This window comes from Streptomyces sp. Q2, from assembly GCF_056820935.1.
In genome coordinates this window covers 64,726-90,064 of the sequence record NZ_JBXEJE010000030.1, presented here as the reverse complement: position 1 = coordinate 90,064, position 25,339 = coordinate 64,726, and the positions used below count along the sequence as shown (strand labels likewise).

The window sequence follows — 25,339 nt, the reverse complement described above, 5'->3', positions numbered from 1 at the left end:
TTCAGCCACAGCAGTGGTACTCGGCAGGCGGTAGGCGGCAGATGGACTTCCCGGCGGATCTCGCAGCGGGCTTCTCGGAGTTCCCGGCACAGGCGCACCCCCATTCGCACGGCGGATGGCCCGGCAACGAGCTGGAGGAGGTGCTCTCCGCCTCCCTCGGCGTCCCCGGGGCCGGCGGGCGGATCATCGAGGTGCTCGGCCGCAGCTTCGTGTGGGTGCCGCTGCCCAGCGGCGGCGGCCCGCACAGCGGCCCGCTCGACCTTCCCACCCTGGAGATCGACGGCCAGGCCTATGTGCCGGTCTTCAGCTCCGAGGAGCAGTTCCGTCAGGTCGTCGGCTCGCACCTGTCGTACACCATCGCGCCCGCGGTGGAGTTCGCCCGCGGCCTGCCCCCGCAGGTCGGCATCGCCGTGAACCCGGACGGCACGGTCGGCGTCCCGCTGCCCCCGGCCGCCGTGGCCGACCTGTGCCGCTCCGGCCGCACCCCGCTGGACGGTCCGGCGAGCGGCGGCCGCGTCAAGGTCTACGAGCCCGACTGGAAGGACGACCCCGTCGACTTCCTCGCCGCCGCCTCGGCCGAGTTCGCGGCGACGGGCGTCGTCCTCACGGCCCGCCGCTGCCTCGCGGCGATCGAGACGGCGGACCCGGTGATGTTCGTCGGCGTGGAGCTCTCCCACGCGGAGGCCGCCGACCTCCGCACGATCCCCATGGACGCCCTGGCGAGGGCCCTGGGCCGCGCCCCGGCCCCCTGGCCGGTCAACCTGGTCCTCCTGGACGTGGCGGACGACCCGGTGGGCCACTGGATGCGCGAGCAGGTCCGGCCCTTCTACCAGTACGGCTACTGAGGTAGTCAGGGGCGCGGGGAACTGCTCGACAAGCCACAATCGTGCCGCACCCGCCCACAGACGAGCAGCCCCGAGCTCTCCAGGGCTCAGCCAGCGCAGCGCATAAGCTGGTTACATATCGAGGCAACTTCACGAAGGGGCGGTACAGGTGAGCGCCAGCGGCATCGCGGCCGGTCAGGTCGAGCACATGCTGCGCCAGGTGACGCCCGGGCGCTACGACGCCTACGAGGCACTCCTGCGCGCGCTGGCCACCCCCTCCTCCGGCCAGGTCTGGATGCTCCTGTGGCACGGCCAGGCAGGCTCGCCCGACGCCCAGTACGGGAACATGGAGGTCGACGGCTACGGCTACGCCCCGTGCGTGACCTCGGCCCAGGAACTCTCGGCCAGCGGCTGGAACCGCTCCTACGAGGTCGTCGACGGCATCGACGTCGCCCGCACCCTCTACCCCGACCACTACGGCCTGTGGCTGAACCCGCACGCCCCCGGCGGCGGCGTCGGCATCCCCTGGCTCGACCTGCGCCGGATCGCCACCGGTCTGGAGCGCCAGCCCGCCGGTCCGCTCCGGCTGTCCGAACCCGGCATCGAGATCCCGCAGTTCTACGCCCTGATGGCGCAGAACGCCCACCGCACCCCGGCCGTCCGCTCATTGCGCCGCGCCTGGGTGCAGCCCGCGCTCGGGGCACCGTATCTGGCCATCGGTCTCGACGTGTACGACACCAGCCCGCCGGCCGTCGACTCGGTGCGCGCGATGATGCAGCAGTCGATCGGAGCGGTCCCGGACGGGCTGCCGGTGTCGACGGTGGCGATGTCCGACGAGTACGACCCGGTGGCCCTGTGGATGCGGGCGAGCGCCCGCCCGTTCTACGACCGCGAGGCCCATGCGGCGCCCGCCCCGGCCCCCTCCTCGGTCCAGGCTCCGGCGGCCGGATACGGCTATCCGCCGGCCCGCGGCGGATACTGACCGACCGTCATCCCGGCCCCGGTGGCCCGGCATGTCTCCGCGCGTAGAACAGGGTGGATAGTACCCGTGTATCCCCAATGTCCTAACTAGCCTGCGTCCGACCCGCGTTACCCGGCGTCCGGATAACGGAACCCTCCAGCCCGCATCACGTTTATGCATCCTTTCACCGCCAAGTCTGGCAACAGATCGCCAAAGCGTTGAAGACTCCGGCACCAGGGGCCTTTCGTCCCTGTGTACGACGGACTGATCAATGCCGCCACAGCGGCAAGTGCGGGCCGGCTACCGCCGGTTGAGAGGGGTCCCTGCCAGATGACGGCACCATTGCACGAGCCGACCGCGGAAGCGGCCCCGAGCGCGGCCGAAGAAGCGGCGCTGGTCAGCGCCGATGCGAAGGCCGTACAGGGACGCTCCCTGGGCCGGATCGCCTGGGAGCGCCTCAAGCGGGACAAGCTCGCCCTGACGGGTGGCGTCGTGGTTCTCCTCCTCGTGGTGATCTCGCTGCTGGCCCCGGTCATCACCGGGATCCTCGGGCAGGACCCGAACGAGTACCACGAGAACCTCATCGACCCGCTGTTCGGAACGCCCACGGGCTCCCTGGGCGGCATCAGCGGCGAACACCTGCTCGGCGTCGAGCCGGTCAACGGCCGCGACATCTTCGCCCGCATCCTCTACGGCGCCCGGATCTCGCTGCTGGTGGGCTTCCTGTCCGCCCTGGTGGCCGTGATCCTCGGAACGGTGCTGGGCATCCTCGCCGGGTTCTTCGGCGGCTGGATCGACTCCCTGATCAGCCGGGTGATGGATGGTCTGCTCGCCTTCCCGCAGCTGCTGTTCATCATCGCGCTGGTCTCCGTCATGCCGAACGACATGCTGGGGCTGACCGGGTCGAGCGTGCGCGTCTTCGTGATGATCCTGGTCATCGGCTTCTTCGGCTGGCCCTACATCGGACGCGTGGTGCGCGGCCAGACACTGTCGCTGCGCGAGCGCGAGTACGTCGAGGCGGCCCGGTCGCTGGGCGCGGGGCGGCTGTACATCCTGTTCAAGGAGCTGCTGCCGAACCTCGTCGCCCCGATCGTCGTGTACACGACGATGATGATCCCCACCAACATCCTCACCGAGGCGGCGCTCAGCTTCCTGGGCGTGGGCGTCAAGCCGCCCACCGCCTCGTGGGGCCAGATGCTCTCGAGCGCGATCGACTACTACGAGTCGGACCCCATGTACATGGTGGTCCCGGGCGTGGCGATCTTCATCACCGTGCTGGCCTTCAACCTCTTCGGCGACGGCGTCCGGGACGCGCTGGACCCGAAGGCCTCCCGTTGAACCGCGGACCCGATCCAAGCGCAGCACCCCAACTGTCCCGTGGCATTCACACGGGGTCTCTCATCAAATCCGGAGGATCCGAGATCGTGACTACCCAACGCACCTCAGGGCGGCGGAAGCAGGCGTTTGCCGCTGTCGCCGCGGTCGCCGCGCTGCTGACCACGGCGGCGTGCGGCGGCGGTGGAGATGACGGCGACAACGGTTCGGCGACCGGCGCCGCCGGCTTCGACGCCGCGAACAACAAGGTCGCCCAGGCTTCTGCCGCCAAGAAGGGCGGCACGCTGAAGTTCGGTGGCGCCCAGGATGCCGACTCGTGGGACACCACGCGCGGTTACTACGGCTTCATGTGGAACTTCGCGCGCTACTACAGCCGTCAGCTCGTCACGAACAAGACGGAGCCCGGAAAGGCCGGCGCCGAGCTGGCCCCGGACCTCGCCACCGGTCTCGCCAAGGTCACGGACGACGGCAAGACCTACACGTACACGCTGCGCGACGGCGTGACGTGGGAGGACGGCAAGCCGATCACGTCCAAGGACGTGAAGTACGGCATCGAGCGCGTGTGGGCGCAGGACGTGCTGTCCGGTGGTCCGGTCTACCTGAAGGACGTTCTGGACCCGAAGGGCGAGTACAAGGGCCCGTACAAGGACACCTCCCCGGACAAGCTGGGTCTGAAGGCGATCGAGACGCCGGACGACAAGACCGTCGTCTTCAAGCTGCCGGCCGCCAACTCGGACTTCGAGGAGATGCTGGGTCTGATCTCCGCGTCCCCGGTCCGCCAGGACAAGGACACCAAGTCCAAGTACGCGCTGCACCCGTTCTCCTCCGGCCCGTACAAGTTCCAGTCGTACAGCCCGGGCAAGGACATGACCCTGGTCCGCAACACCGAGTGGAAGCAGGCCTCGGACCCGATCCGCAAGGCCTACCCGGACAAGATCACCGTCAAGTTCTTCTCGGACGCCAACCAGCTGGACCAGCGTCTGCTCAACGGTGACCTGGACCTCGACCTCAACCAGACCGGCATGTCGCCGCAGGGCCGCACCACCGCCCTGAAGCAGCACAAGGCCAACCTGGACAACCCGGTCTCCGGTTACATCCGCTACGCGACCTTCCCGCAGAGTGTGGCGCCGTTCAACAACGTCGAGTGCCGCAAGGCCGTGATCTACGGTGCCGACCACGTGTCGCTGCAGACCGCGCGTGGTGGCCCCATCGCCGGTGGTGACATCGGTACCAACATGCTGCCGCCGTCCGTGTCGGGTGCCGAGGGCCAGAAGTACGACCCGTACGAGATCGCCGGCGCCAACAAGTCCGGCAACGCCGCCAAGGCCAAGGAAGCGCTGAAGGCGTGTGGCAAGCCGAACGGCTTCTCCACCACCATCGCCGTCCGCAACAACAAGCCGGTCGAGGTGGCCACCGCCCAGTCCCTGCAGGCCTCGCTGAAGAAGGTCGGCATCAACGCCCAGATCGACCAGTTCGACGGCTCGCAGACCACCGGCATCATCGGCAGCCCCGAGAACGTGAAGAAGAAGGGCTACGGCATCATCATCATGGGCTGGGGTCCGGACTTCCCGACCGTCCAGGGCTTCGGTATGCCGCTGTGGGACAGCAAGTACATCCTGGAGAGCGGTAACAACAACTTCGCTCTGATCAAGGACAAGGCGATCGACGGCCTGTTCGACGACTACATCACCACGCTGGACGACGCGGGCAAGACCAAGATCGCCACGGAGATCAACCACAAGGTGATGGAGGGCGCGTACTACCTGCCCTTCGTCTTCGAGAAGTTCATCAACTGGCGCTCGGACAACCTGGCGAACGTGTACACCACCGACGGCTACAGCGGTATGTACGACTTCGTCAACCTCGGTCTGAAGTCCGCAAAGTAGTCCCGGCGCACCCGCCACACGGCACGAAAGGCAGGTGAAGGCCGGCGCAGCGTGATCGCGGGCCACCGGACAACCTCCGGTGGCCCGCGGTCCGCGGCGGGCCGAGAGCTGTGCTCGCTTACCTCATCAGGCGGTTGTTCGCCGCCGCAGTGATGCTCGTGGTCATCATCATGGTGGTCTTCGGCATCTTCTTCCTCGTCCCCAAGTGGGCGGGGGTAGACATCGCCTCGAGCTTCGTGGGCAAGCAGGCCGACCCGGCCGCCGTCGAGGCGGTGCGGCAGAAGCTGGGTCTCGGCGACCCGATCTACGTCCAGGTCTGGGAGTTCTTCAAGGGCATCTTCGTCGGCCGCACCTACTCGGGCGGCGGTGACATCACCGAGTGTGCCGCGCCGTGCTTCGGCTACTCCTTCCGTAGCGAGCAGGCCGTCTGGCCGGTGCTCACCGACCGCTTCCCGGTGACCCTGGGGCTCGCGCTCGGTGCAGCCGTGCTGTGGCTGATCCTCGGCGTCGCGGCGGGCGTGCTCTCCGCGCTCAAGCGGGGAACCTTCTGGGACCGCGGCGCGATGCTCATCGCGCTCTCGGGTGTCTCTCTCCCGATCTACTTCACCGGCATGCTGTCCCTGTCGATCTTCGTCTTCGGGCTGAACTTGTTCGACGGGCAGTACGTGCCTCTGGACGAAAGCTTCGGCGGATGGTTCGGCGGCATGATCCTGCCGTGGATCACCCTCGCGTTCCTGTACGCGGCGATGTACGCCCGGATCACCCGGGCCACCATGATGGAGATCCTCGGCGAGGACTACATCCGCACCGCCCGCGCCAAGGGTCTCAAGGAGCAGACCGTCATCGGCAAGCACGCCATGCGCTCGACGATGACGCCGATCCTGACCATGCTCGGCATGGACCTCGGCGCCCTCATCGGCGGCGCGATCCTGACAGAGACCACGTTCAGCCTGCCCGGCCTCGGCCAGGCGGTGCTCAACGCCATCAAGAATCAGGACCTGCCCATCATCCTGGGCGTCACCTTGATCACTTCTATCGCGGTGCTCTTCGCCAACCTCGTGGTGGACATCCTGTACGCCGTGATCGACCCCCGAGTGAGGCTCACGTGACCGAACTCAGCAAGAGCGGAGCGGCCGTGGGCGAGCCCACCGGTTCCTCGCCCGCTCCGACCTCCTTCCTGGAAGTGCGCGACCTGAAGGTGCACTTCCCCACCGACGACGGCCTGGTCAAGTCCGTCGACGGGCTCAGCTTCCAGCTGGAGAAGGGCAAGACCCTCGGCATCGTGGGCGAGTCCGGCTCCGGCAAGTCGGTGACCTCGCTCGGCATCATGGGCCTGCACACCGCCGGCCAGTACGGCAAGCGCAAGGCGCAGATCTCCGGCGAGATCTGGCTGGACGGGACCGAACTCCTGTCCGCCGACCCGGACTACGTGCGCAAGCTGCGCGGCCGCGAGATGGCGATGATCTTCCAGGATCCGCTGTCGGCGCTGCACCCGTACTACACGATCGGCCAGCAGATCGTGGAGGCGTACCGGATCCACCACGACGTCGACAAGAAGACCGCCAAGCGCCGCGCCATCGAGATGCTCGACCGGGTGGGCATCCCGCAGCCGGACAAGCGCGTCGACAGCTACGCGCACGAGTTCTCCGGCGGTATGCGCCAGCGCGCGATGATCGCGATGTCGCTGGTCAACAACCCCGAGCTGCTGATCGCGGACGAGCCGACGACCGCCCTGGACGTGACCGTCCAGGCGCAGATCCTCGACCTGATCCGCGACCTGCAGAAGGAGTTCGGCTCCGCGGTCATCGTCATCACCCACGACCTGGGCGTCGTCGCCGAACTGGCCGACGACATCCTGGTGATGTACGGCGGCCGCTGCGTCGAACGGGGCCCGGCCGACAAGGTGTTCTACGAGCCCCGGCACCCCTACACCTGGGGTCTGCTCGGCTCGATGCCGCGCCTGGACCGCGAGCAGCAGGAGCGTCTGATCCCGGTCAAGGGTTCCCCGCCCTCGCTGATCAACATCCCGTCCGGCTGCGCCTTCAACCCGCGCTGCCCGTACGCGGACCTCCCGAAGGACAACGTCACCCGCACCGTCCGCCCCGAGCTCGCCGAAGTGGGCAGCCGGCACTGGGCCGCCTGCCATCTGGGCACGGAGCAGCGGGAGCGTATCTGGACCGAAGAGATTGCGCCGAAGCTGTGAGTGACGACGAGAAAGCGGTGACGATTCCCGCGCAGGGCGATGCCCCTCAGATGGAGGGCGCCGCCGCCACCCTCACGAAGGACCCCGCCCCCGGCGAGGTCCTGCTGAAGGTGACCGGGCTGAAGAAGCACTTCCCGATCAAGAAGGGCCTGCTCCAGCGGCAGGTCGGCGCGGTGCACGCGGTCGACGGCATCGACTTCGAGGTCCGCTCCGGCGAGACGCTCGGCGTCGTGGGCGAGTCCGGCTGCGGCAAGTCCACCATGGGCCGGCTGATCACCCGGCTCCTCGAACCGACCGCGGGCAAGGTCGAGTTCGAGGGCAAGGACATCACGCACCTCGGGGTCAGCGGCATGCGTCCGCTGCGCCGCGACGTGCAGATGATCTTCCAGGACCCGTACTCGTCGCTGAACCCGCGCCACACCATCGGCACGATCGTCGGCGCTCCCTTCAGGCTGCAGGGCGTCGAGCCCGAGGGCGGCATCAAGAAGGAAGTGCAGCGGCTGCTGTCGGTCGTGGGTCTCAACCCCGAGCACTACAACCGCTACCCGCACGAGTTCTCCGGCGGCCAGCGCCAGCGCATCGGCATCGCCCGCGCGCTCGCGCTGAACCCGAAGCTGGTCGTCGCGGACGAGCCGGTCTCGGCCCTGGACGTGTCGATCCAGGCGCAGGTCGTGAACCTGCTGGACGACCTCCAGCAGGAGCTGGGCCTGACGTACGTGATCATCGCGCACGACCTGTCCGTCGTCCGCCATGTCTCGGACCGCATCGCCGTGATGTACCTCGGCAAGATCGTGGAACTCGCCGACCGCGACGCGCTGTACCGGGCGCCGATGCACCCGTACACCAAGGCGCTCATGTCGGCGGTGCCGATCCCGGACCCGCGCCGCAAGTCGGCCAAGAGCGAGCGCATCCTGCTCAAGGGCGACGTGCCCTCGCCGATCTCGCCGCCGAGCGGCTGCCGGTTCCACACCCGGTGCTGGAAGGCGACGGAGATCTGCAAGACGACCGAGCCGCCGCTCGTCGAGCTGAAGCCCGGCCAGCAGGTCGCCTGTCACCACCCGGAGAACTTCGAGGACCAGGCCCCGCAGGACACCGTGCTGCTGACGGTCGCCAAGGAGGCGGCCGAGCTGGTCGCGGACGAGGTGCTGGCGGAGTCGGCGGAGACGTCGGCGGCGGTGGCGGCGGAGGTCTCCAAGGAGACCGGCGTCACCAAGGACGCCGACGCCACCAAGGACACCAACGACAAGTAGCCCACAACCGAGCCCCCGCCTTCCATCGCAAGGCGGGGGCTCGGTGCTGGGTGAGAATGTCAGGGTGCTTCAGCAACTGTTCAGCCCGTCCGTCCAGCACACGCTCGACCTGATCGGCATCTTCGTCTTCGCCATCTCCGGCGCCCTGCTGGCCGTCCGCAAGAACTTCGACGTCTTCGGCATCGCCGTCCTCGCCGAGGTCACCGCGCTGGGCGGCGGGCTGTTCCGCGATCTGATCATCGGGGCCGTACCGCCCGCCGCCTTCACGGACCTCGGGTACTTCGTCACCCCGCTGCTCGCCGCCCTCCTGGTCTTCTTCCTGCACCCGCACGTGGAACGCATCCAGGCCGGCGTGAACGTCTTCGACGCGGCCGGCCTCGGCCTGTTCTGTGTCGCCGGCACGACGAAGGCGTACGAGTACGGGCTCGGCCTGCCCCAGTCGGCGGCCCTGGGTCTGGCCACAGCGGTCGGGGGTGGTGTGCTGCGGGACGTGCTCGCCAACGAGGTGCCCTCGCTGCTGCGCTGGGACCGCGACCTGTACGCGGTCCCGGCGATGGTCGGCGCCACCCTGGTCGTCCTGTGCATCCACTACGACGTCCTCAACCCGCTCACCAGCTCACTCGCGGTCGTCACCGCCTTCGTTCTGCGGCTGCTCGCCATGCGGTTCCACTGGCGAGCGCCGCGTGCGTGGAACCGCCGGTCGACCGTGCGGGAGGAGTAGCGGCTCCCAGGCCCAGTTGTTCGGTCAGCCAGCGGAAGGCGGGCACCACCTGCGGCCGCCACAGGGCCATGGTGTGGCCGCCCGCGCTCTTCGGGACGTAGACCACGTGCACGGTCGTCGGCGCCTTCGCCACCTGTTCGAGGGCCACGGCCGCCTCGTAGCCGTCGTGTGGCTGACCGGAGAGGTAGAGCGCGACCGCGGGCGGGGTGTGGGCCTTGCGCAGCAGCAGATAGGGGTTGTTCGCGTCGCGCAGGACGGGGTTCTGGGCAGGCAGCGAACCGCGTTCGCCGATCGGGTCGTTGTACCCGGACAGGCTGACCGCGGCCCGGTAGCGGTCGGGGTGCGCGACGGCGAGCTTCGCCGCGCAGTGCGCGCCCGCCGAGTACCCGGCCACCGCCCAGCCCGCGGGGGCGGACTGGGTACGGAAGTTGTCCATGACCATTCTCGGCACGTCCACGCTGAGCCAGCTGTCCGCGTTCACCGTGCCCGGGATGTTGGCGCAACCCGGGTCCACGCCGGCCAGCAGGTTGGTGCGCGGGGCGACCAGGATGAACGGCGCCACCTCGCCATCGCGCATCAGCGGCAGCAGCTGTTCGTCGGCGTGCAGGGACCCGAACCAGGCCTTCGCCGAGCCGGGATAGCCCGACAGCAGCTCGACGACCGGGAATCTGTGGTGCCGGTAGGCGGGTTCGCCGTACTGCGGCGGCAGCCAGACGTAGACCTCGGCGTTCACGCCTGACACCCGGCCCTTGAGCTGCGTGACGCGTACGCCGCCGGCCCGCGTGAACGTCTGCCGGACCTTGGGCAGCCGCTGCAGCGCGATCCCTCCGGTGCCGTCGGCGCCCAGGTCCACGGCCTGCTGGACGTGGTCGCCGGTGCCGAGGAGGTCGGCCCAGTTGTCGTAGAGGTTGTTCTGGTTGTTGACCAGTGTGAAGACCAGGGCGACCGCCGTGCCCTGCGCGAACAGCAGCATCAGCACCCGGGCCGAGACGCGCAGGGCCCGGTGTCCCCGCATCCGTGACCACAGGATGAGCGGCAGCGCGAGGGCGGCGACGGCCGTCGCGATCAGGGTGTAGAGGAACGAAGTCCCGGTGAGGCTCATGTCTGGGGAGAGGGCCGGACGAGGGTCCGGGTTGACGGATGTGTGGGGACACTTACCGAAAAATTTCCCTAGCCTCACCTGAGGCGCCGCGATCGGCGTCATACCGCCGTAACGAAGAAAGCTACCGCTTAGTAATCACCTGTTGTACCGTTCAGGCATGCCAGAGACAGCTACCGTGCGCGCCGTCATCGGCGACAGCGAGTTCGACCGGGACACCGCCCTCACCCTGCGCGAACCCGGGGTCTACGACATCGACCTCTCCGCCGGCTGGACGATCATCAGCGCCGTCAACGGCGGCTACCTGCTCGCCGTCCTGGGCCGCGCGCTCGCCGACGCCCTGCCGCACGCCGACCCGTTCAGCATCTCCGCGCACTACCTGACCGCGTCCCAGCCGGGCCCGGCGGTCGTCCGCACGGACGTCGTCCGCACCGGCCGCACGCTGTCGACCGGCCAGGCCTCCCTCTTCCAGTACGACGACCAGGGCCGCGAGGTCGAACGCATCCGTGTGCTCGCCTCCTACGGTGACCTGGACTCGCTGCCGGACGACGTCCGCACGACGGCCGAGCCGCCCGCCTTCCCGCCCCTGGACCAGTGCTTCGGACCGGAGGACGGGCCGGCCCCCGTCGACGGCAGCTCGGCGATCGCCGACCGGCTGATGCTGAAGCTCGACCCGTCGACGCTGGGCTGGGCGCTCGGAGCGCCCTCCGGCAAGGGGGAGATGCGGGCCTGGTTCGGGCTCGCCGACGGCCGTGACGCCGACCCCCTCTCGCTGCTCCTCGCGGTCGACGCGCTGCCGCCCACCGCCTTCGAGATCGGCCTGTCGGGCTGGGTGCCCACGGTCGAACTGACGGTCCACATCCGGTGCCGCCCGGCCCCGGGCCCGCTGCGTGTCTCGATCACCACCCGCAACCTCGCCGGCGGCTTCCTGGAGGAGGACGCCGAGGTCTGGGACAGCGCCGACCGGCTGGTCGCACAGTCGCGGCAGCTGGCCCGGGTCAGGCTCGGCTGAGGGGTCCGGCCCGGCAGGTCGAACGCCCCCCGCGCGGGCCGTACGTCGGCGAGGGCCGCCAACTGCTCCAGTTCGCCGACCGGGTGGAGGCCCTCCCCGCCGGAAGTGCGCGAGAACTGGCCCGCGCGGCGCCTCTGTCACGGACCTGTACCAGCGAGCAGGTGACGGGCGGAAAGGGAACCCCAGGTCACACGAATCTCGTGAGCCGCGCTTTGCCTTACGCACAGGCCAGGGACAGGGCGGGCCCAACGAAGCCCTAAGAGACGTTGGTTGAGTGCCCGCCTCAGGACTCCCTCATCCTTTCTGGAGTTGTTCCTCATGAAGCGTGTGCGTCTCGTTCCCGCCGTCGCCCTGCTGGCGCTCTCGCCCCTCGCCCTCCTGGCCTGCGGTGCGGGCGACTCCTCGTCCTCGTCCTCGAACAGCGGCAACTCCGGGCAGCAGAGCTGTCAGCCACCGTCCGGCGCGCCGAGCGGCAACCCGTCGGGGCGGCCGAGCGGCGCCCCGTCGGGCGCCCCCACCGGCGACGCCACCGCCAAGCCGTCCGGCACCCCCTCCGGCATGCCGAGCGGCGGGTCTTCCGGCGGGCCCGGCGGAGGGCAGGGCGGCCCCGGCGGGGGGCAGGGCGGCGGCTGTGGCGGTCCGGGTGGTGGCGGCGCACTGCCGAGCGGCAGCCCGAGCCGGTAGACGAGGCGGGGCCGAGTCCGGACGTCGTGGCACCGACGACCGGGCCTCGCGTGGGACAGGGGCGGCACACCCGGCGACGGGGTGCCGCCCCTGTCCCACGCGAGGCCCGGGCTCAGTCCAGCCAGTGATCACGGCCGACGCTGATCAGGCGCAGCTGCCGGGTGGCCACCTGGACGACCCGCTCGCGCTCCTCCTCGGAGGCGTCCAGCGACTCCAGGAACAGGGAGGCGGTGATCAGCATCTGGTCGACGTACAGGTTGGCCAGCATGAGCAGGTCGTCCTCGCTCCAGCCCGCGGACTCGGGGTCCTTGGCCAGCTCGGCCTTCACCTCCTCGCCGAACCGGGCCAGTTGTTCGCGTATCGCCTCTCGCACCGGCTGGACTCCGCCGTGTCGCTCCCGGGCGATAAAACGGACATGTGCGGGGTACTCGGCCACATGACGGGCGATCAACTGGACAGCGCGTGTGATGCGTTGGTCGTGGTCGTCGGCCCCGGACACCGTCGTCCGGATCATCGGGTGCAGGCTGCCCAGCGCCTCCTCGACCAGGGCCACGCCGAGATCCGCGGTGGAGCGGAAGTGCCGGTAGAAGGCCGTGGGGGCGACGCCGACGGCACGGGTGACCTCGCGCAGACCGAGACTGCTCAGGCTCTGCTCCTCCAGCAGTTCCAACGCGGCGTCGAGGAGTGACTGCCGGGTCTTCTGTTTCTGTGCCTGCCGGATGCCGAGGGTGTGACTCATGCCATGCAGTTAACAACTGTTCTCTGTAATTGGAAAGTCGTAGGAGGCGCTAGACTGGGAAGTCAGTGAACAAGTGTAACTACAACTGTTCACCGAAACGTAACGAGACATGACGGGAGTCGTCATCGATCGCCACGAGTGGCATCGAGCGTCATCTCGTCGGAGGGGGTCCCACCCATGCTGTTCCTCGTCGCCGCACTCCTGCTGCTCGGTGTCGTCCTCGGCACCGTCGCGCACGCGCCGTTCGGCTTCACCGCCGTCGCCGCCGTCGTGATCGCCGTCTGGCTCGGCATCTTCGCGATCCGCGAGCGCCACGGCCGCCGCCGCGGCACCACCCACTGACCAACCGTCCTACGACTGCTGCGACTTCCAGGAGCTGACCCGCCATGCATCTCACCGCACCGGCCACCCGCCGCACCGGTTTCCGCGACGCCGACGGCATGGCCGTCGCGTCCTTCGTCCTCGGCCTGCTCGGCCTTCTCGTTCTCAACATCGTCCTGGGCCCGACCGCCATCGTCCTGGCGGCCGCCTCCCTGTGGCGTGGCACGACCCGCAAGGGCCGCGCCTACCTGGGCATGGGGCTCGGGGTCGCCGACCTGCTGGTCCTGCTGGCGTTCATGCAGATGGACAGCTCGGTGTCCTGGAGCTTCTGACCGCACCGGTGCCCGATCCGCCACCGCGAGACGCCCCGCCGAGGCCCGACCCTCGGCCCCGTAGAATCGGCGTCACCATGGCATACCTCGACCACGCCGCGACCACCCCGATGCTTCCCGAGGCAGTCGAGGCACTCACCGCGCACCTGGGCACCACCGGCAACGCCTCCTCCCTCCACGCATCCGGTCGCCGAGCGAGGCGAACCGTCGAGGAGGCCCGCGAGACCCTCGCGGAGGCGCTCGGCGCCCGCCCCAGCGAGGTCGTCTTCACCTCCGGCGGCACCGAGGCCGACAACCTCGCCGTCAAGGGCCTGTACTGGTCCCGCCGCGCCGCCGACCCGGCCCGCACCCGGGTCCTCGCGAGCCCCGTCGAGCACCACGCCGTCCTGGACGCCGTCCACTGGCTGGGCGAACACGAGGGCGCCACGGTCGAGTACCTCCCGGTCGACGCGTACGGCCGGGTCCACCCCGAGGCGTTGCGCGAGGCCATCGCCCGCAACCCCGACGACGTCGCCCTCGCCACCGTCATGTGGGCGAACAACGAGATCGGCACGGTCCTGCCGATCCGCCAACTCGCCGAAGCGGCCGCCGAGTTCGACGTCCCCCTGCATGCCGACGCCGTCCAGGCCTTCGGCCAGATCCCCGTCGACTTCGCCGCCAGTGGCCTCGCCGCGATGACGGTCTCGGCCCACAAGATCGGCGGCCCGTACGGCATCGGCGCCCTGCTCCTGGGCCGTGAGCACACCCCCGTCCCCGTCCTGCACGGCGGCGGCCAGGAGCGGCACGTCCGCTCCGGCACTCTCGACGTCCCCGCCGTCGCCTCCTTCGCGGTCGCCGGCAAGCTCGCCGCCGAACAACGCGAGTGGTTCGAGCGCGAGGTCGGCACCCTGCGCGACAGCCTGGTCGAGGAGGTCCTCAAGGCGGTCCCCGACGCCATCCTGGGCGGCGACCCATCTCGCGGCGGCCGCCTGCCGGCCAACGCCCACTTCACCTTCCCGGGCTGCGAGGGCGACTCCCTGCTGCTCCTCCTGGACGCCCAGGGCATCGAGTGCTCCACCGGCTCCGCCTGCACCGCGGGCGTCGCCCAGCCCAGCCACGTCCTCCTCGCCACCGGCACCGACCCCGATCTGGCCCGCGGCACCCTCCGCTTCTCCCTTGGCCACACCTCCACGGAGGCCGACGTCGAGGCCGTCGCCAAGGCGATCGGGCCGGCGGTGGAGCGGGCACGCGCGGCGGGACTGACGTAGGACCCTCCCCGGGTCCGCCAAGAACCCCTCAGGACCGCACAGGACCCCTCAGGCCACCGCCGTACGAGCCTGTCGTACGAGCTTCATGTACCGGTCCCAGTCCCAGTGCTTCCCGGGATCGGTGTGGTCCGTGCCCGGCACTTCCACATGGCCGATGACGTGCTCACGGTCGACCGGGATGTCGTAGCGCGCGCATATCCGGGCCGTGAGCCGGGCCGACGCCTCGTACATCTCGTCCGTGAAGTCCTGCGGCCGGTCGACGAACCCCGCGTGCTCGATGCCGACACTGCGTTCGTTGTAGTCGCGGTTGCCCGCGTGGTACGCCACGTCCAGCTCGCGGATCATCTGCGCGATGTGCCCGTCCTTGCGGACGATGTAGTGCGCGGCCGCGCCGTGTCCGGGGTCCTGGAAGACCTTCACCGCGCTGTCGAAGCTGCCCTGGGTGACATGGATGACCACCATGTCTATGCCGTAGTCGTCCGGACGGTCCGCCCGCCGCCAGTTCGCGTCGGACGCGGCCACCCAGCGCGCCCCGGCGTAGTCGACCTCGCCCTCCTTGCGCGGCTTCTCCACGCCGGGCGCCCGCCACCACAGGCGCGCCAGCTCGTCACGGGCCAGCACCGCCGTGCCCGCCGCGGCCGCCGTACCGCCGATCAGCAGCGCACGCCGGCCGATCCGCCGGTCCGTGTCCGCACCGGCGGCCTTGTCCTTGCCTGCTTGGTTCGCCCCCATGTGATCGTGAACGGATACTCGTGGGCTCCGGTTCCCGAGCCCCCTTACTCTTGAAGGGTTATGACTGACACCACGCAGCCCATCCGCCCTCTCCGCGTCCTCGCCGCCATGTCGGGCGGGGTCGACTCCGCCGTCGCCGCCGCCCGCGCGACCGAGGCCGGACACGACGTGACCGGCGTCCACCTCGCCCTCTCGGCGAACCCGCAATCGTTCCGCACGGGCGCGCGTGGCTGTTGCACCATCGAGGACTCCCGCGACGCCCGCCGCGCCGCGGACGTCATCGGCATCCCGTTCTACGTGTGGGACCTCGCCGACCGCTTCCGCGAGGACGTGGTCGAGGACTTCGTCGCCGAGTACGAGGCCGGCCGCACCCCGAACCCCTGCCTGCGCTGCAACGAGAAGATCAAGTTCGCCGCCCTGCTCGACAAGGCCCTCGCACTCGGCTTCGACGCGGTCTGCACGGGCCACTACGCCCAGGTGATCGTGCGGGACGACGGCACCCGCGAGCTGCACCGTGCCTCCGACATGGCCAAGGACCAGTCGTACGTCCTCGGCGTCCTGGACGACCGGCAACTCGCGCACGCGATGTTCCCGCTCGGCGATACGACGACGACCAAGGACGAGATCCGCGCGGAGGCCGAGCGCAGGGGCCTCGCGGTGGCCAAGAAGCCCGACTCGCACGACATCTGCTTCATCGCCGACGGCGACACCCAGGGCTTCCTGGCGAATCGCCTCGGCAAGGCGGAGGGCGACATCGTCGACGAGTCCGGCGCCAGGCTCGGCACCCACGAGGGTGCGTACGGCTTCACCATCGGCCAGCGCAAGGGCCTGCGCATCGGCACCCCCGCCGCCGACGGCAAGCCGCGCTACGTCCTCGACATCTCACCGGTGAACAACACGGTGACGGTCGGCCCGGCGGCCGCGCTGGACGTGACCGGGCTGACGGCGATCAAGCCGCGCTGGTGCGGGGCCGCCCCGACCGGCCCCGGCACCTACACCGCCCAACTGCGCGCCCACGGCGGCGAGACCGAGGTCACCGCCGAGGTGGTCGACGCCACCCTGGAGGTCTCGTTCGCGGAGCCGGTCCGCGGCGTGGCCCCCGGCCAGGCGATCGTCCTGTACGACGGCACGCGCGTGGTGGGATCGGCGACGATCGCGACCACGGTGCGGGCGACGGCGGGCGTCGCGTAAACGGAGGAGCCACCGGGCGCGGCCGGACTCGGTTCGGGGTCGACCCGGGGCGGCCGGGATCGGCTCCGGGTCGGCTCGGGTCGCCGGAGTTGGCTCGGGCTGGCTCGGCTCGGTCGCCGGGGTTGGCTCGGGCTGACTGGGCTCGGTCGCCGGGGTTGGCTCGGGCTGACTCGGCTCGGGTCGCCGGGGTTCGCTCGGGCTCGACTCGGGATCACCCGGGTTTTCTCAGGCTCGGCCAGGGCTGGACGATTTGGCCCGGGCCCGCTCGACTCGGTTCGGGGCGCCGGGTTTGGCTGGGACTCGGCTCCGGCCGGCACCTGGGCTCACTGGGCGAAGAAGTCCGTCAGGACGGGTGCGAGGGCGTTCGGGTCCACCATGTGGGTCTGCTCCTCCAGCACCCGGTAGGTGCCCTCGGGTGCCGCGTCCGCGACCTGCTGCGTCGCCTCGCGCATCCAGTCGGGGCTCGCGCCGCCCGCGACGGCCAGGACGGGGACGGTGATCGAGGCCAGCAGGTCCCGGGGGACCAGGCCGTCGCCCATCACGGCGTTGTCGTGGGCGAGGCTCGGCGCGACGGCCTCCATGCCGGGCCACATGGGGGATTGGCGTGCGCCCTGGATCATCTCCTCGGCCAGCCCGGTGAGCCGCAGGAACAGTTCCACCGCGTCCCCGCGCCGGTCCTGTGCGAGCGCCTCGGTCAGAGCCCGGGTGTACTCGGCGCGTTCCTTCGCCCCGCCCTCGTACACGGCGAACGGCGGCTCGTACACCGCGACCCGGCGCACCGGCAGCCCGCTCGCCGCCGCGTGCAGCGCGAGCGCGCCGCCCGAGGAGATCCCGTACAGCGATGCCTCGCCGCCCGCGGCCTCGATCAGCGCCGCGAGGTCCTCGACCTCACGCTCCACCGCGTACGGAGCCGTGTCGCCGCTCGCGCCGCGGCCCCGGCGGTCGTACGAGACGACGCTGAAACGCCCGGACAGAGGCACGGCCAGCGGCGCCACCGTCGCACCCGTCGACATGGCCCCGCTGACGAGGATGACCGCGGGGCCCTGACCGGTGCTCTCGTACGCGAGGGAGGTGCCGTCCTGTGAAGTCGTCTTCTTGTCCATGCTTGTGAAGACTGCCGGACGACACCGGTCTAATCGGTCACGACACTTCCACTTCGTAGAAGCAGAGGTGGTCCTTGATGCCGGCCACGTCCGGCTTCGGGTCGGGGTACGCCCAGACCAGGTCGGCCGCGTCCGGCAGCGACCAGTACGAGGCGGTGCCCTTGAACGGGCAGTACGTGTGCGTCTCGGAGGGCGTCAGCAGGTCGAGCCGGACGTCCTCGGGCGGGATGTAGTAGCGCACCGGACAGCCCGTCTCCCGCAGGAGGAGGGGCCGGTCGGTCTCCGCCAGCACCTGGTCGTCGTGGACGACCCGTACGCGCTGCGTGCCCTGCTCGATGGTGATCGTGTGTCCATGGGCCATACCGGAACAGCGCTCGCGGGCCGCCGGTTCTTCCCGGCTACGGTGGCTTCATGCGAATCTGCGTCTTCCTCTCCGCGGCCGACCTCGACGAGCGATACACCCGTCCCGCGCGGGAGTTCGCGAAGCTGATCGGCAAGGGCGGGCACACCCTGGTGTGGGGCGGCTCCGACGTCGGGCTGATGAAGGTGGTCGCCGACGGGGTGCAGGAGACGGGCGGCCGGCTGCTGGGCGTCACCGTGGAGTTCCTGGCGGCCAAGGCACGTCGGGGAGCCGACGAGATGGTCGTCGCGCGCGACCTGGCCATGGGGGTCCCCCCACGCCCTTAAGGCAGTGGGGGAGCAAGAAGCTCCTCCTGGAGAACGCCGACGCGGTCGTCATCATGGTCGGCGGCACCGGCACGCTCGACGAGGCGACCGACATCCTGGAACTGAAGAAGCACGGCCACACCGACAAGCCGGTGGTGCTCCTCAACACCGCGGGCTTCTACGACGGCCTCAAGGAGCAGTTCCGCCGCATGGAGGACGAGGGCTTCCGGCCACGCCCGCTGACCGACCTGGTGTTCTTCGCGGAGGAGCCGGTGGGGGCGCTGGCGTACCTGGAGGAGAGCCGGGGCGTCGCATGAGGCGGCCCTGATGCGAGCATGGCGGACATGGCTACTCATGTGATCACCGGAGCCGGATCCGGCATCGGCGCGGCCGTGACCCGCCGCCTGCACGCGCGCGGGGACGAACTCGTGCTGCACGCGCGCGACGCGGGCCGCGCGAAGGAGTTGGCCGCGGAGTTCCCCGGCGCGAAGACGCTGGTGGGCGACCTCGCGGACCCCGACAAGCTGAGCTGGGCGTTCTCCCACCAGTCTCTTCCGGACCGCGTGGACTCGTTGCTGCACATCGCCGGGGTCGTCGACCTCGGCCCGGTGGGCGAGCTGACCCCCAAGTCCTGGCGCCACCAGCTCAACGTCAACCTCGTCGCGCCCGCCGAGCTGACCCGCCACTTCCTGCCGCAACTCCGTGCCACGCACGGTCACGTGGTGTTCGTGAACTCCGGCGCCGGCCTGAACGCCCACGCCGACTGGTCGGCGTACGCCGCGTCGAAGCACGGCCTGAAGGCGCTGGCGGACTCGCTGCGCCACGAGGAGCACGCGAACGGCGTCCGCGTCACCTCGGTGTATCCCGGCCGCACGGCCAGCCCCATGCAGGCCAAGGTCCACCAGCAGGAGGGCAAGCGGTACGACCCGTCGCAGTGGATCGACCCCGAGTCGGTGGCGACGACGATCCTCGTGGCCCTGGACCTGCCGAGGGACGCGGAAATCAACGACCTGACGGTCCGCCCGGGCCGCTGAGGGACGCGCGTCCCTGAGGGTGCACGTTCCCGGGGGCTCCGCCCCCGGGGACGGGACGGGCAGGGGCGGCGGGGGCGGGAAACCGGCCCCGCACCGGTGCACCCGACCCCGACCCCGACCACCTACGTAGGCTTCCCATGTGACCGCAGATTTCAGCTTCGCCCCCGCCACCGGCATCGGCTCCCTCCCCGGCGTCGACGCCCTGGAGGCCGCCAAGACCGCCACCGGATCCTTCGACGACTTCCCGTTCCTGCCCGAGCTTCCCGCCCGCGGCCCCGGCGCCGACATGATCGGCCGGACCGCCGGGATGCTCGTCGAGATGTACGCGCGCGTGGAGCCCAGCGGCTGGCGGCTCGGCGACCACCCGGGACGGGACACCAGGCGAGCCCGGTCGTGGCTCGTCCAGGACCTCGACGCACTGGAGGAGTTCACCCAGGGCTACGAGGGGCAGCTCAAGGTGCAGGCCGTCGGACCGTGGTCCCTCGCCGCCGCCCTCGAGATGAAGAACGGCGAGGCCGTCCTCTCCGACCCCGGCGCCTACCGCGACCTCGCCGGCTCGCTCACCGAGGGCCTGCGGGAGCATCTCGCGGACGTGCGACGCCGCGTACCCGGCGCCCAGATCGTGCTGCAGCTCGACGAACCCTCCCTCATCGCCGTACTGCGCGGTCAGGTGAGGACGGCCAGCGGCTACCGCACCTACCGCGTCCCCGACCGCCAGGCCGTCGAGGCCACGCTCCGGGAGGTCATCGGGGTTCACGGCGGTGGCCCGGTCGTGGTCCACTCGTGCGCACCGGACGTCCCGTTCGCCCTGCTGCGCCGGGCGGGCGCGGCGGCCGTCTCCTTCGACCTCTCGCTCCTCACCGAGCGTGACGACGACGTGATCGGTGAGGCGGTGGAAGGCGGCACCCGGCTCTTCGCCGGTGTCGTGCCGGGCACGGACGGCCCGTTGTCAGACCCTGCCGGTAGCGTCATGGGTGTCAGGACGTTGTGGCGCAGGCTGGGGCTGCACCCGGGGCTTCTCGGAGAGGCGGTCACGGTGACGCCGGCGTGCGGACTCGCGGGGGCGTCACCCGCGTACGCGCGCGAGGCCCTCGCCCACTGCGTCCGGGCGGCGAGATCCCTCGCGGACAACCCAGAGTAACGGGAGGACAACACGGTGGCCGGCGAAGAGCAGGCGGAGACGACGGTGCCCGCCGAGGCACGGGAGAAGCACGCGCAGCTCGCTGAGCAGATCGAGGAGCACCGCTTCCGGTACTACGTGAAGGACGCTCCGGTCGTCAGCGACGCGGAGTTCGACAAGCTCCTGCGCACCCTGGAGGCGCTGGAGGAGGAGCACCCGGAGCTGCGCACACCGGACTCGCCGACCCAGAAGGTCGCGGGGGCGTACGCGACGGAGTTCACGGCGGTCCAGCACCGCTCCCGCATGCTCTCGCTGGACAACGCCTTCAGTGACGAGGAGCTCGCCGCCTGGGCCGAGCGCGTCGCCAAGGACGTCGGCGCCCCCGACTACCACCTGCTGTGCGAGCTGAAGGTCGACGGTCTCGCCGTCAACCTGACCTACCGGCAAGGCCGCCTCACGCGCGCGGCGACCCGGGGCGACGGCCGCACCGGCGAGGACATCACGCCCAACGTCCGTACGATCGCGGAGATCCCGGACCGTCTGACCGGCGACCGCGTCCCCGACCTCGTGGAGATCCGCGGCGAGGTCTACTTCCCGATGGAGAAGTTCGAGGAGCTCAACGCCCGCCTGGTCGAGGCCGGCGACAAGCCCTTCGCCAACCCGCGCAACGCGGCGGCCGGTTCGCTGCGCCAGAAGGACCCGCGCGTCACCGCCACCCGCCCCCTGCACATGGTCGTGCACGGCATCGGAGCCCTGGAGGGCTTCGACGGCATGACCCGCCTGTCCCAGGGCTACGACCTGCTGAAGACCTGGGGCCTGCCCACCTCCCGGCACAACAAGGTGGTCGACGGCCTCGACGGCGTACGGGAGTTCATCGCGTACTACGGCGAGAACCGGCACTCCGTGGAGCACGAGATCGACGGAGTCGTGGTCAAGCTCGACGAGATCCCGCTCCAGGGCCGGCTGGGCTCCACCTCGCGCGCCCCGCGCTGGGCGATCGCATACAAATACGCGCCCGAAGAGGTGAACACCAAGCTCATCAACATCCGCGTGGGCGTGGGCCGTACGGGCCGGATCACTCCGTACGCCCAGGTCGAACCGGTCACCGTCGCGGGCTCCGAGGTGGAGTTCGCGACCCTGCACAACCAGGACGTCGTCAAGGCCAAGGGCGTGCTGATCGGCGACACCGTGGTGCTGCGCAAGGCCGGTGACGTCATCCCGGAGATCCTCGGCCCGGTCGTCGACCTGCGCGACGGCAGCGAGGAGCCCTTCGTCATGCCGTCGAAGTGCCCCGAGTGCGACACACCGCTGAGGCCGATGAAGGAGGGCGACATCGACCTCCGCTGCCCGAACGCCCGCACCTGCCCCGCCCAGTTGCGCGAACGTCTGTTCTATCTCGCGGGCCGCAAGTCGCTGGACATCGAGCACTTCGGGTACGTCGCCGCCGCGGCCCTCACCAAGCCGCTGGAGCCCGCCGAGCCGCCGCTGTCCGACGAGGGTGACCTGTTCGACCTCACCATCGAGCAGCTGCTGCCCATCAAGGCGTACGTCCTCGACCAGGACAGCGGCCTGCCCAAGCGTGACCCGAAGACCGGCGAGGAGAAGGTCGCCACCGTCTTCGCCAACCAGCAGGGCGAGCCGAGGAAGAACGCGCTCTCCATGCTGGAGAACATCGCAGCCGCGAAGCAGCGCCCGCTCGCCCGCGTCCTCACCGGCCTGTCGATCCGTCACGTGGGCCCGGTCGCCGCCGAGGCGCTGGCCCGCGAGTTCCGCTCCGTGGACCGCATCGAGCAGGCCTCCGAGGAGGAGCTCGCGGGCACCGACGGCGTCGGACCGATCATCGCGAAATCACTCAAAGAGTGGTTCTCCGAGGAGTGGCACCAGGAGATCCTGCGCAAGTGGAAGGCCGCCGGCGTCCGGATGGAGGAGGAGGGCTCCGGCGAGGACGAGGGCCCGCGTCCGCTCGAAGGGCTCACCGTCGTCGTGACCGGCACACTCGAGCGCTTCACCCGCGATGGCGCCAAAGAGGCGTTGCAAATTCGTGGCGCGAAAGTGACCGGTTCTGTTTCGAAGAAGACGTCTTTCGTCGTAGTGGGTGACAATCCAGGTTCGAAGTACGACAAGGCGATGCAGCTCAAGGTGCCCGTGCTGAACGAGGACGGCTTCGGCGTCCTGCTGGAACAGGGCCCGGAGGCGGCGGCCGAAGTCGCCCTTCCGGCTCAGGAGTAGCGAGGAGCAGCGGTTGAAGGCCACCCGATCGGCGCATACCAGATGCATACGGGTGGCCGGGGCGCATTCGGGCAACCGTCGAAGACCGGTGCCCGTGGAAGCCTTCTGCGGCCTACTGTTGAGATGTGCGCCTGCCGTGCCCAGCTGCGGTCGGGGCATCCCTTTGCTCTTGAAGAGCTTCGAAGAGCACGGGGAAGGGTTTTCCAACGCGGCGCCGTCGAAGGTTGTCGGGCATCGGGTCGCGTGGCGTGGGCACCGCCGGCTGTGAGAGGGACGGGAATGGAACCGAGCGAGAGCGCCGCCCCGGATACACGGCTGCGCCTGCGCCGGATGGTCGGCGCATGGCGCGAGGGCATGCGGAGCGGGCGGCCCGCGGAGCGTCCCGGCGCGGAGGGGCGTCCCGCCGGACACTACCCGGCCGGACCCTACACGCAGACCGATGGTCCGAGCTCCCCCCGGCACACCGCCGAACGCACGTCCGGGCAGCAGGACGCCGAGGGGGAACGGCACCTGTCCTGGCCGGCACTGCCCACGGCGGTCGTCGCGGCGGCCGGGTTCGTCCTGGGCGCCGGCTTCTACCGGGCCTTCACCGACGGCCACGCGCTCTTCCCGTCCGGCACCGTCGGCTGGGCGCTGGCCGTGCTGACCGGCGTCATCGTCGGTCACCTGGTCGCACTCGGCCGCGCCCGCTGGTGGGGCGGCACCGGCTCCGGCGCCGCCCTCACCCTCGCCGTCCTCCTGCTGTACGGCTGGGTGCCCGCCGGAATGGTCAGCCTCACCGTCGTCCTGCTGGTCGGCGTGGCCCGCCGCGGACGCTGGCGCCAGGGCGTCCTGCACGGCGCGGTGGACATCCTCGGCATCGGCGGCGGAGCCCTGGTCCTGGGCGCGTTCGGGCGGGTGCCCTCCGTCGAGCACCCCTGGAACCCGGAGACGTGGACCCTCTACACCGCCCCCGAGGTGGCGCTGGTCGCGGTCGCCTACCTCGCGGTCACCCGCACCCTGGGCTGGTATCTGCACGCCCCGCGCTCCGGCGGACTGCCCACCGTCGCCCGCACCGCCCTGGTCAGACAGGGATTGGTCGCGGTCGCGCTGCTCGGCATCGCACCCCTGGTCTGCGTGGTCGCCACCGCCAAGCCCATCCTGCTGCCGATGTTCGCCATCCCGCTCGTCGCCCTCGACTCCACCCTCTGGATAGCCCGGGCCCGGGCGGAGGAACAGCTGCGCGATCCCCTGACCGGGCTTCCCAACCGCCAGTGGCTGCTGGAACGCATCTGGACGGCCCTGGACGACGCCGAACGCATCGGCGCCCGCTCCGCCCTGATGCTGATCGACCTGGACCGCTTCCGGTCGGTCAACGACACGCTGGGGCACCTCGCCGGTGACCGGCTGCTCCTCCAGATAGCCGACCGGCTCCGGCTGGCGCTGCCCCGCGGTGCGGAGGCCGCCCGGCTCGGCGGCGACGAGTTCGCCGTCTTACTGCCGGTCGCCGACTCCACGACCTCCGCGACCCGGGTCGCCCGCGGCCTCGTCGCCGCCCTCAGCTCCCCGCTCGACCTCGACGGCCTCACCCTCGTCCTGGAGGCCAGCGCCGGAGTCGCCGTCTTCCCGGACCACGCCCTCGACGCCGAGGGGCTGCTGCGGCGGGCGGACGTCGCGATGTACCAGGCCAAGCGCGACCGGACGGGCGTCGAGGTCTACGAGTCCAAACGGGACTCCAACACCCCGGACCGGCTCGGACTGCTGGGCGATCTGCGCCGGGCCCTGGACGCGCGCGAGGTCCAGCTGCACTACCAGCCCAAGGTCCGCTTCGACGGACAGGTGGCCGGCCTCGAAGCCCTGGTCCGCTGGGTGCATCCCGAGCGCGGCAAGGTCCCGCCGGACGAGTTCATCGCCATCGCCGAGTCCTCGGGCCTGATGCCCTACCTCACGGAATACGTCCTGGACACGGCCCTCGCGCAGGTCGCCGAGTGGCGCTCGCAGGGGCTGTTCGTCCCGGTCGCGGTCAACGTCTCCCCGCGCGACGTCCACACGCCCGGCTTCGCGGGTTCGGTGGCCGCCCGGCTGGCCCGTCACGGTGTCCCGGCGGGAGCGCTCCAACTGGAGATAACCGAACACGTCCTCCTGGAGGACCCGCAGCGCGCCGCCGACACCCTGGCCGCGCTGACCGGCCACGGCGTGAAGATGTCCCTGGACGACTTCGGCACCGGCTACTCCTCGCTGGTGCACCTGCGCCGGCTCCCCGTCAGCGAGCTGAAGATCGACCGCTCGTTCGTCGCGCGGCTGGCCGTCGACACCGAGGACGCGGAGATCGTGCGCTGCACCGTCGACCTCGCGCACTCCCTGGGCCTGCTCGTCGTCGCGGAGGGAGTCGAGGACGACGAGACCTGGGAGCGGCTGCGGGACATGGGCTGTGACGCCGTACAGGGCTGGCTGGTCGCGGCCGCGATGCCGCCGGAGGAGACGACGGCGTGGCTGCGGGCGCGGGGGTCGCGAGGGTGGCAGCGGCCGCGGGCGGCGTTGCCGGCCGCGGAGTGACTTCCTTCTCTCACCCGCCCACGCGTTCAGCCCGCCGACAGGTGACCCTCTCCCGTGGGGCTGACCGCCATCGGCGGCCACTGGAAGTCGTCCCAGGAAGTCGGCGGCGGACGGA

General features: G+C 70.4%; 23 protein-coding genes and 1 pseudogene. 19 read left to right on the top strand and 5 right to left on the bottom strand.

Going from position 1 to position 25,339, the window contains the following annotated elements; translation table 11 throughout:
• Positions 1-41: 41 nt before the first annotated feature.
• The 8 genes from ACWBNA_RS31000 (at position 42) to ACWBNA_RS30965 (ending at position 9,180) form a co-directional block, all read left to right on the top strand.
• Positions 42-845, top strand: coding sequence for an enhanced serine sensitivity protein SseB (locus ACWBNA_RS31000; protein WP_482707820.1), 804 nt, complete (start codon positions 42-44; stop codon positions 843-845).
• A gap of 148 nt (positions 846-993) precedes the next feature.
• Positions 994-1,806 carry an enhanced serine sensitivity protein SseB C-terminal domain-containing protein gene (locus ACWBNA_RS30995; RefSeq protein WP_482707819.1) on the top strand — a complete coding sequence of 271 codons (813 nt, stop codon included), beginning with the start codon at positions 994-996 and terminating at the stop codon, positions 1,804-1,806.
• Between the two features lie 309 nt (positions 1,807-2,115).
• Positions 2,116-3,123: an ABC transporter permease gene (locus ACWBNA_RS30990; RefSeq protein WP_482707818.1), complete on the top strand. Its 1,008-nt coding sequence runs from the start codon at positions 2,116-2,118 to the stop codon at positions 3,121-3,123.
• An 86-nt stretch (positions 3,124-3,209) separates the two neighbouring features.
• Positions 3,210-5,006, top strand: a complete 1,797-nt coding sequence (locus ACWBNA_RS30985; RefSeq protein WP_482707817.1) for an ABC transporter substrate-binding protein — start codon at positions 3,210-3,212, stop codon at positions 5,004-5,006.
• Between the two features lie 110 nt (positions 5,007-5,116).
• Entirely contained in the window at positions 5,117-6,115 is a 999-nt protein-coding gene (locus ACWBNA_RS30980) for an ABC transporter permease (protein WP_482707816.1), read from the top strand.
• A complete protein-coding gene (locus tag ACWBNA_RS30975) occupies positions 6,112-7,209 on the top strand; it encodes an ABC transporter ATP-binding protein (RefSeq protein ID WP_482707815.1) in 1,098 nt (365 codons plus the stop codon). Before ACWBNA_RS30980 ends, ACWBNA_RS30975 begins: the two co-directional genes overlap by 4 nt.
• On the top strand, positions 7,206-8,459 hold the full coding sequence (locus tag ACWBNA_RS30970; protein ID WP_482707814.1) for an ABC transporter ATP-binding protein: 1,254 nt from the start codon (positions 7,206-7,208) through the stop codon (positions 8,457-8,459). Before ACWBNA_RS30975 ends, ACWBNA_RS30970 begins: the two co-directional genes overlap by 4 nt.
• A gap of 64 nt (positions 8,460-8,523) precedes the next feature.
• Positions 8,524-9,180, top strand: a complete 657-nt coding sequence (locus tag ACWBNA_RS30965; RefSeq protein WP_482707813.1) for a trimeric intracellular cation channel family protein — start codon at positions 8,524-8,526, stop codon at positions 9,178-9,180.
• Here the strand turns inward: ACWBNA_RS30965 and ACWBNA_RS30960 are convergent.
• On the bottom strand, positions 9,089-10,282 hold the full coding sequence (locus ACWBNA_RS30960) for an alpha/beta hydrolase (RefSeq protein WP_482707812.1): 1,194 nt from the start codon (positions 10,280-10,282) through the stop codon (positions 9,089-9,091). The two genes, ACWBNA_RS30965 and ACWBNA_RS30960, sit on opposite strands and share 92 nt — an antisense overlap.
• Before the next feature lie 157 nt (positions 10,283-10,439).
• Between ACWBNA_RS30960 and ACWBNA_RS30955 the strand changes: the two genes are divergently transcribed.
• Both ACWBNA_RS30955 and ACWBNA_RS30950 read left to right on the top strand, forming a co-directional pair.
• Positions 10,440-11,291, top strand: coding sequence for a thioesterase family protein (locus ACWBNA_RS30955; protein ID WP_482707811.1), 852 nt, complete (start codon positions 10,440-10,442; stop codon positions 11,289-11,291).
• A 318-nt stretch (positions 11,292-11,609) separates the two neighbouring features.
• The gene (locus tag ACWBNA_RS30950; protein WP_482707810.1) at positions 11,610-11,975 is read left to right on the top strand and encodes a hypothetical protein; all 366 of its coding nucleotides are present in this window, start codon (positions 11,610-11,612) and stop codon (positions 11,973-11,975) included.
• A gap of 112 nt (positions 11,976-12,087) precedes the next feature.
• Here ACWBNA_RS30950 and ACWBNA_RS30945 read toward each other — a convergent pair whose 3' ends face one another.
• The gene (locus ACWBNA_RS30945) at positions 12,088-12,714 is read right to left on the bottom strand and encodes a TetR family transcriptional regulator (RefSeq protein WP_482707809.1); all 627 of its coding nucleotides are present in this window, start codon (positions 12,712-12,714) and stop codon (positions 12,088-12,090) included.
• Between the two features lie 177 nt (positions 12,715-12,891).
• Between ACWBNA_RS30945 and ACWBNA_RS30940 the strand changes: the two genes are divergently transcribed.
• The 3 genes from ACWBNA_RS30940 to ACWBNA_RS30930 all read left to right on the top strand — a co-directional run bounded on the left by ACWBNA_RS30940 (position 12,892) and on the right by ACWBNA_RS30930 (position 14,614).
• Positions 12,892-13,056, top strand: a complete 165-nt coding sequence (locus ACWBNA_RS30940; RefSeq protein WP_383860916.1) for a hypothetical protein — start codon at positions 12,892-12,894, stop codon at positions 13,054-13,056.
• A gap of 44 nt (positions 13,057-13,100) precedes the next feature.
• Positions 13,101-13,367, top strand: a complete 267-nt coding sequence (locus ACWBNA_RS30935; RefSeq protein WP_482707808.1) for a DUF4190 domain-containing protein — start codon at positions 13,101-13,103, stop codon at positions 13,365-13,367.
• Between the two features lie 77 nt (positions 13,368-13,444).
• A complete protein-coding gene (locus ACWBNA_RS30930) occupies positions 13,445-14,614 on the top strand; it encodes a cysteine desulfurase family protein (RefSeq protein WP_482707807.1) in 1,170 nt (389 codons plus the stop codon).
• Positions 14,615-14,662: 48 nt separating this feature from the next.
• Here ACWBNA_RS30930 and ACWBNA_RS30925 read toward each other — a convergent pair whose 3' ends face one another.
• Entirely contained in the window at positions 14,663-15,346 is a 684-nt protein-coding gene (locus tag ACWBNA_RS30925; RefSeq protein WP_482707806.1) for an N-acetylmuramoyl-L-alanine amidase, read from the bottom strand.
• Positions 15,347-15,406: 60 nt separating this feature from the next.
• Here ACWBNA_RS30925 and mnmA point away from each other — a divergent pair, with 60 nt between their 5' ends.
• On the top strand, positions 15,407-16,537 hold the full coding sequence (gene mnmA / locus ACWBNA_RS30920) for a tRNA 2-thiouridine(34) synthase MnmA (protein WP_482707805.1): 1,131 nt from the start codon (positions 15,407-15,409) through the stop codon (positions 16,535-16,537).
• Positions 16,538-16,860: 323 nt separating this feature from the next.
• On the opposite strand, the gene ACWBNA_RS30915 is transcribed toward mnmA, so the two are convergent.
• A complete protein-coding gene (locus ACWBNA_RS30915) occupies positions 16,861-17,640 on the bottom strand; it encodes an alpha/beta fold hydrolase (protein WP_482707804.1) in 780 nt (259 codons plus the stop codon).
• 37 nt (positions 17,641-17,677) lie between these two features.
• Positions 17,678-18,001, bottom strand: a complete 324-nt coding sequence (locus ACWBNA_RS30910) for a DUF427 domain-containing protein (RefSeq protein WP_482707803.1) — start codon at positions 17,999-18,001, stop codon at positions 17,678-17,680.
• Between the two features lie 50 nt (positions 18,002-18,051).
• Between ACWBNA_RS30910 and ACWBNA_RS30905 the strand changes: the two are divergent.
• The 5 genes and pseudogenes from ACWBNA_RS30905 to ACWBNA_RS30885 all read left to right on the top strand — a co-directional run bounded on the left by ACWBNA_RS30905 (position 18,052) and on the right by ACWBNA_RS30885 (position 25,224).
• Positions 18,052-18,623 (top strand): annotated as a pseudogene (locus ACWBNA_RS30905) (LOG family protein).
• 18 nt (positions 18,624-18,641) lie between these two features.
• Entirely contained in the window at positions 18,642-19,340 is a 699-nt protein-coding gene (locus tag ACWBNA_RS30900) for an SDR family oxidoreductase (protein WP_482707802.1), read from the top strand.
• Between the two features lie 139 nt (positions 19,341-19,479).
• Entirely contained in the window at positions 19,480-20,481 is a 1,002-nt protein-coding gene (locus ACWBNA_RS30895) for a methionine synthase (protein WP_482707801.1), read from the top strand.
• Between the two features lie 15 nt (positions 20,482-20,496).
• Positions 20,497-22,689: an NAD-dependent DNA ligase LigA gene (gene ligA, locus ACWBNA_RS30890; protein WP_482707800.1), complete on the top strand. Its 2,193-nt coding sequence runs from the start codon at positions 20,497-20,499 to the stop codon at positions 22,687-22,689.
• A gap of 279 nt (positions 22,690-22,968) precedes the next feature.
• Entirely contained in the window at positions 22,969-25,224 is a 2,256-nt protein-coding gene (locus ACWBNA_RS30885) for a putative bifunctional diguanylate cyclase/phosphodiesterase (RefSeq protein ID WP_482707799.1), read from the top strand.
• The last annotated feature ends 115 nt before the right edge of the window (positions 25,225-25,339 follow it).

Excerpts from the sequence above, each read along its gene's own strand:
- ACWBNA_RS30910 (WP_482707803.1), bottom strand. The coding sequence starts at position 18,001 with ATGGCCCATGGACACACGATCACCATCGAGCAGGGCACGCAGCGCGTA.
- ACWBNA_RS30935 (WP_482707808.1), top strand. The coding sequence starts at position 13,101 with ATGCATCTCACCGCACCGGCCACCCGCCGCACCGGTTTCCGCGACGCC.
- ACWBNA_RS30950 (WP_482707810.1), top strand. The coding sequence starts at position 11,610 with ATGAAGCGTGTGCGTCTCGTTCCCGCCGTCGCCCTGCTGGCGCTCTCG.
- mnmA (WP_482707805.1), top strand. The coding sequence starts at position 15,407 with ATGACTGACACCACGCAGCCCATCCGCCCTCTCCGCGTCCTCGCCGCC.
- ACWBNA_RS31000 (WP_482707820.1), top strand. The coding sequence starts at position 42 with ATGGACTTCCCGGCGGATCTCGCAGCGGGCTTCTCGGAGTTCCCGGCA.
- ACWBNA_RS30945 (WP_482707809.1), bottom strand. The coding sequence starts at position 12,714 with ATGAGTCACACCCTCGGCATCCGGCAGGCACAGAAACAGAAGACCCGG.
- ACWBNA_RS30925 (WP_482707806.1), bottom strand. The coding sequence starts at position 15,346 with ATGGGGGCGAACCAAGCAGGCAAGGACAAGGCCGCCGGTGCGGACACG.
- ACWBNA_RS30940 (WP_383860916.1), top strand. The coding sequence starts at position 12,892 with ATGCTGTTCCTCGTCGCCGCACTCCTGCTGCTCGGTGTCGTCCTCGGC.
- ACWBNA_RS30955 (WP_482707811.1), top strand. The coding sequence starts at position 10,440 with ATGCCAGAGACAGCTACCGTGCGCGCCGTCATCGGCGACAGCGAGTTC.
- ACWBNA_RS30990 (WP_482707818.1), top strand. The coding sequence starts at position 2,116 with ATGACGGCACCATTGCACGAGCCGACCGCGGAAGCGGCCCCGAGCGCG.
- ACWBNA_RS30885 (WP_482707799.1), top strand. The coding sequence starts at position 22,969 with ATGGAACCGAGCGAGAGCGCCGCCCCGGATACACGGCTGCGCCTGCGC.
- ACWBNA_RS30960 (WP_482707812.1), bottom strand. The coding sequence starts at position 10,282 with ATGAGCCTCACCGGGACTTCGTTCCTCTACACCCTGATCGCGACGGCC.
- ACWBNA_RS30900 (WP_482707802.1), top strand. The coding sequence starts at position 18,642 with ATGGCGGACATGGCTACTCATGTGATCACCGGAGCCGGATCCGGCATC.
- ACWBNA_RS30930 (WP_482707807.1), top strand. The coding sequence starts at position 13,445 with ATGGCATACCTCGACCACGCCGCGACCACCCCGATGCTTCCCGAGGCA.
- ACWBNA_RS30915 (WP_482707804.1), bottom strand. The coding sequence starts at position 17,640 with ATGGACAAGAAGACGACTTCACAGGACGGCACCTCCCTCGCGTACGAG.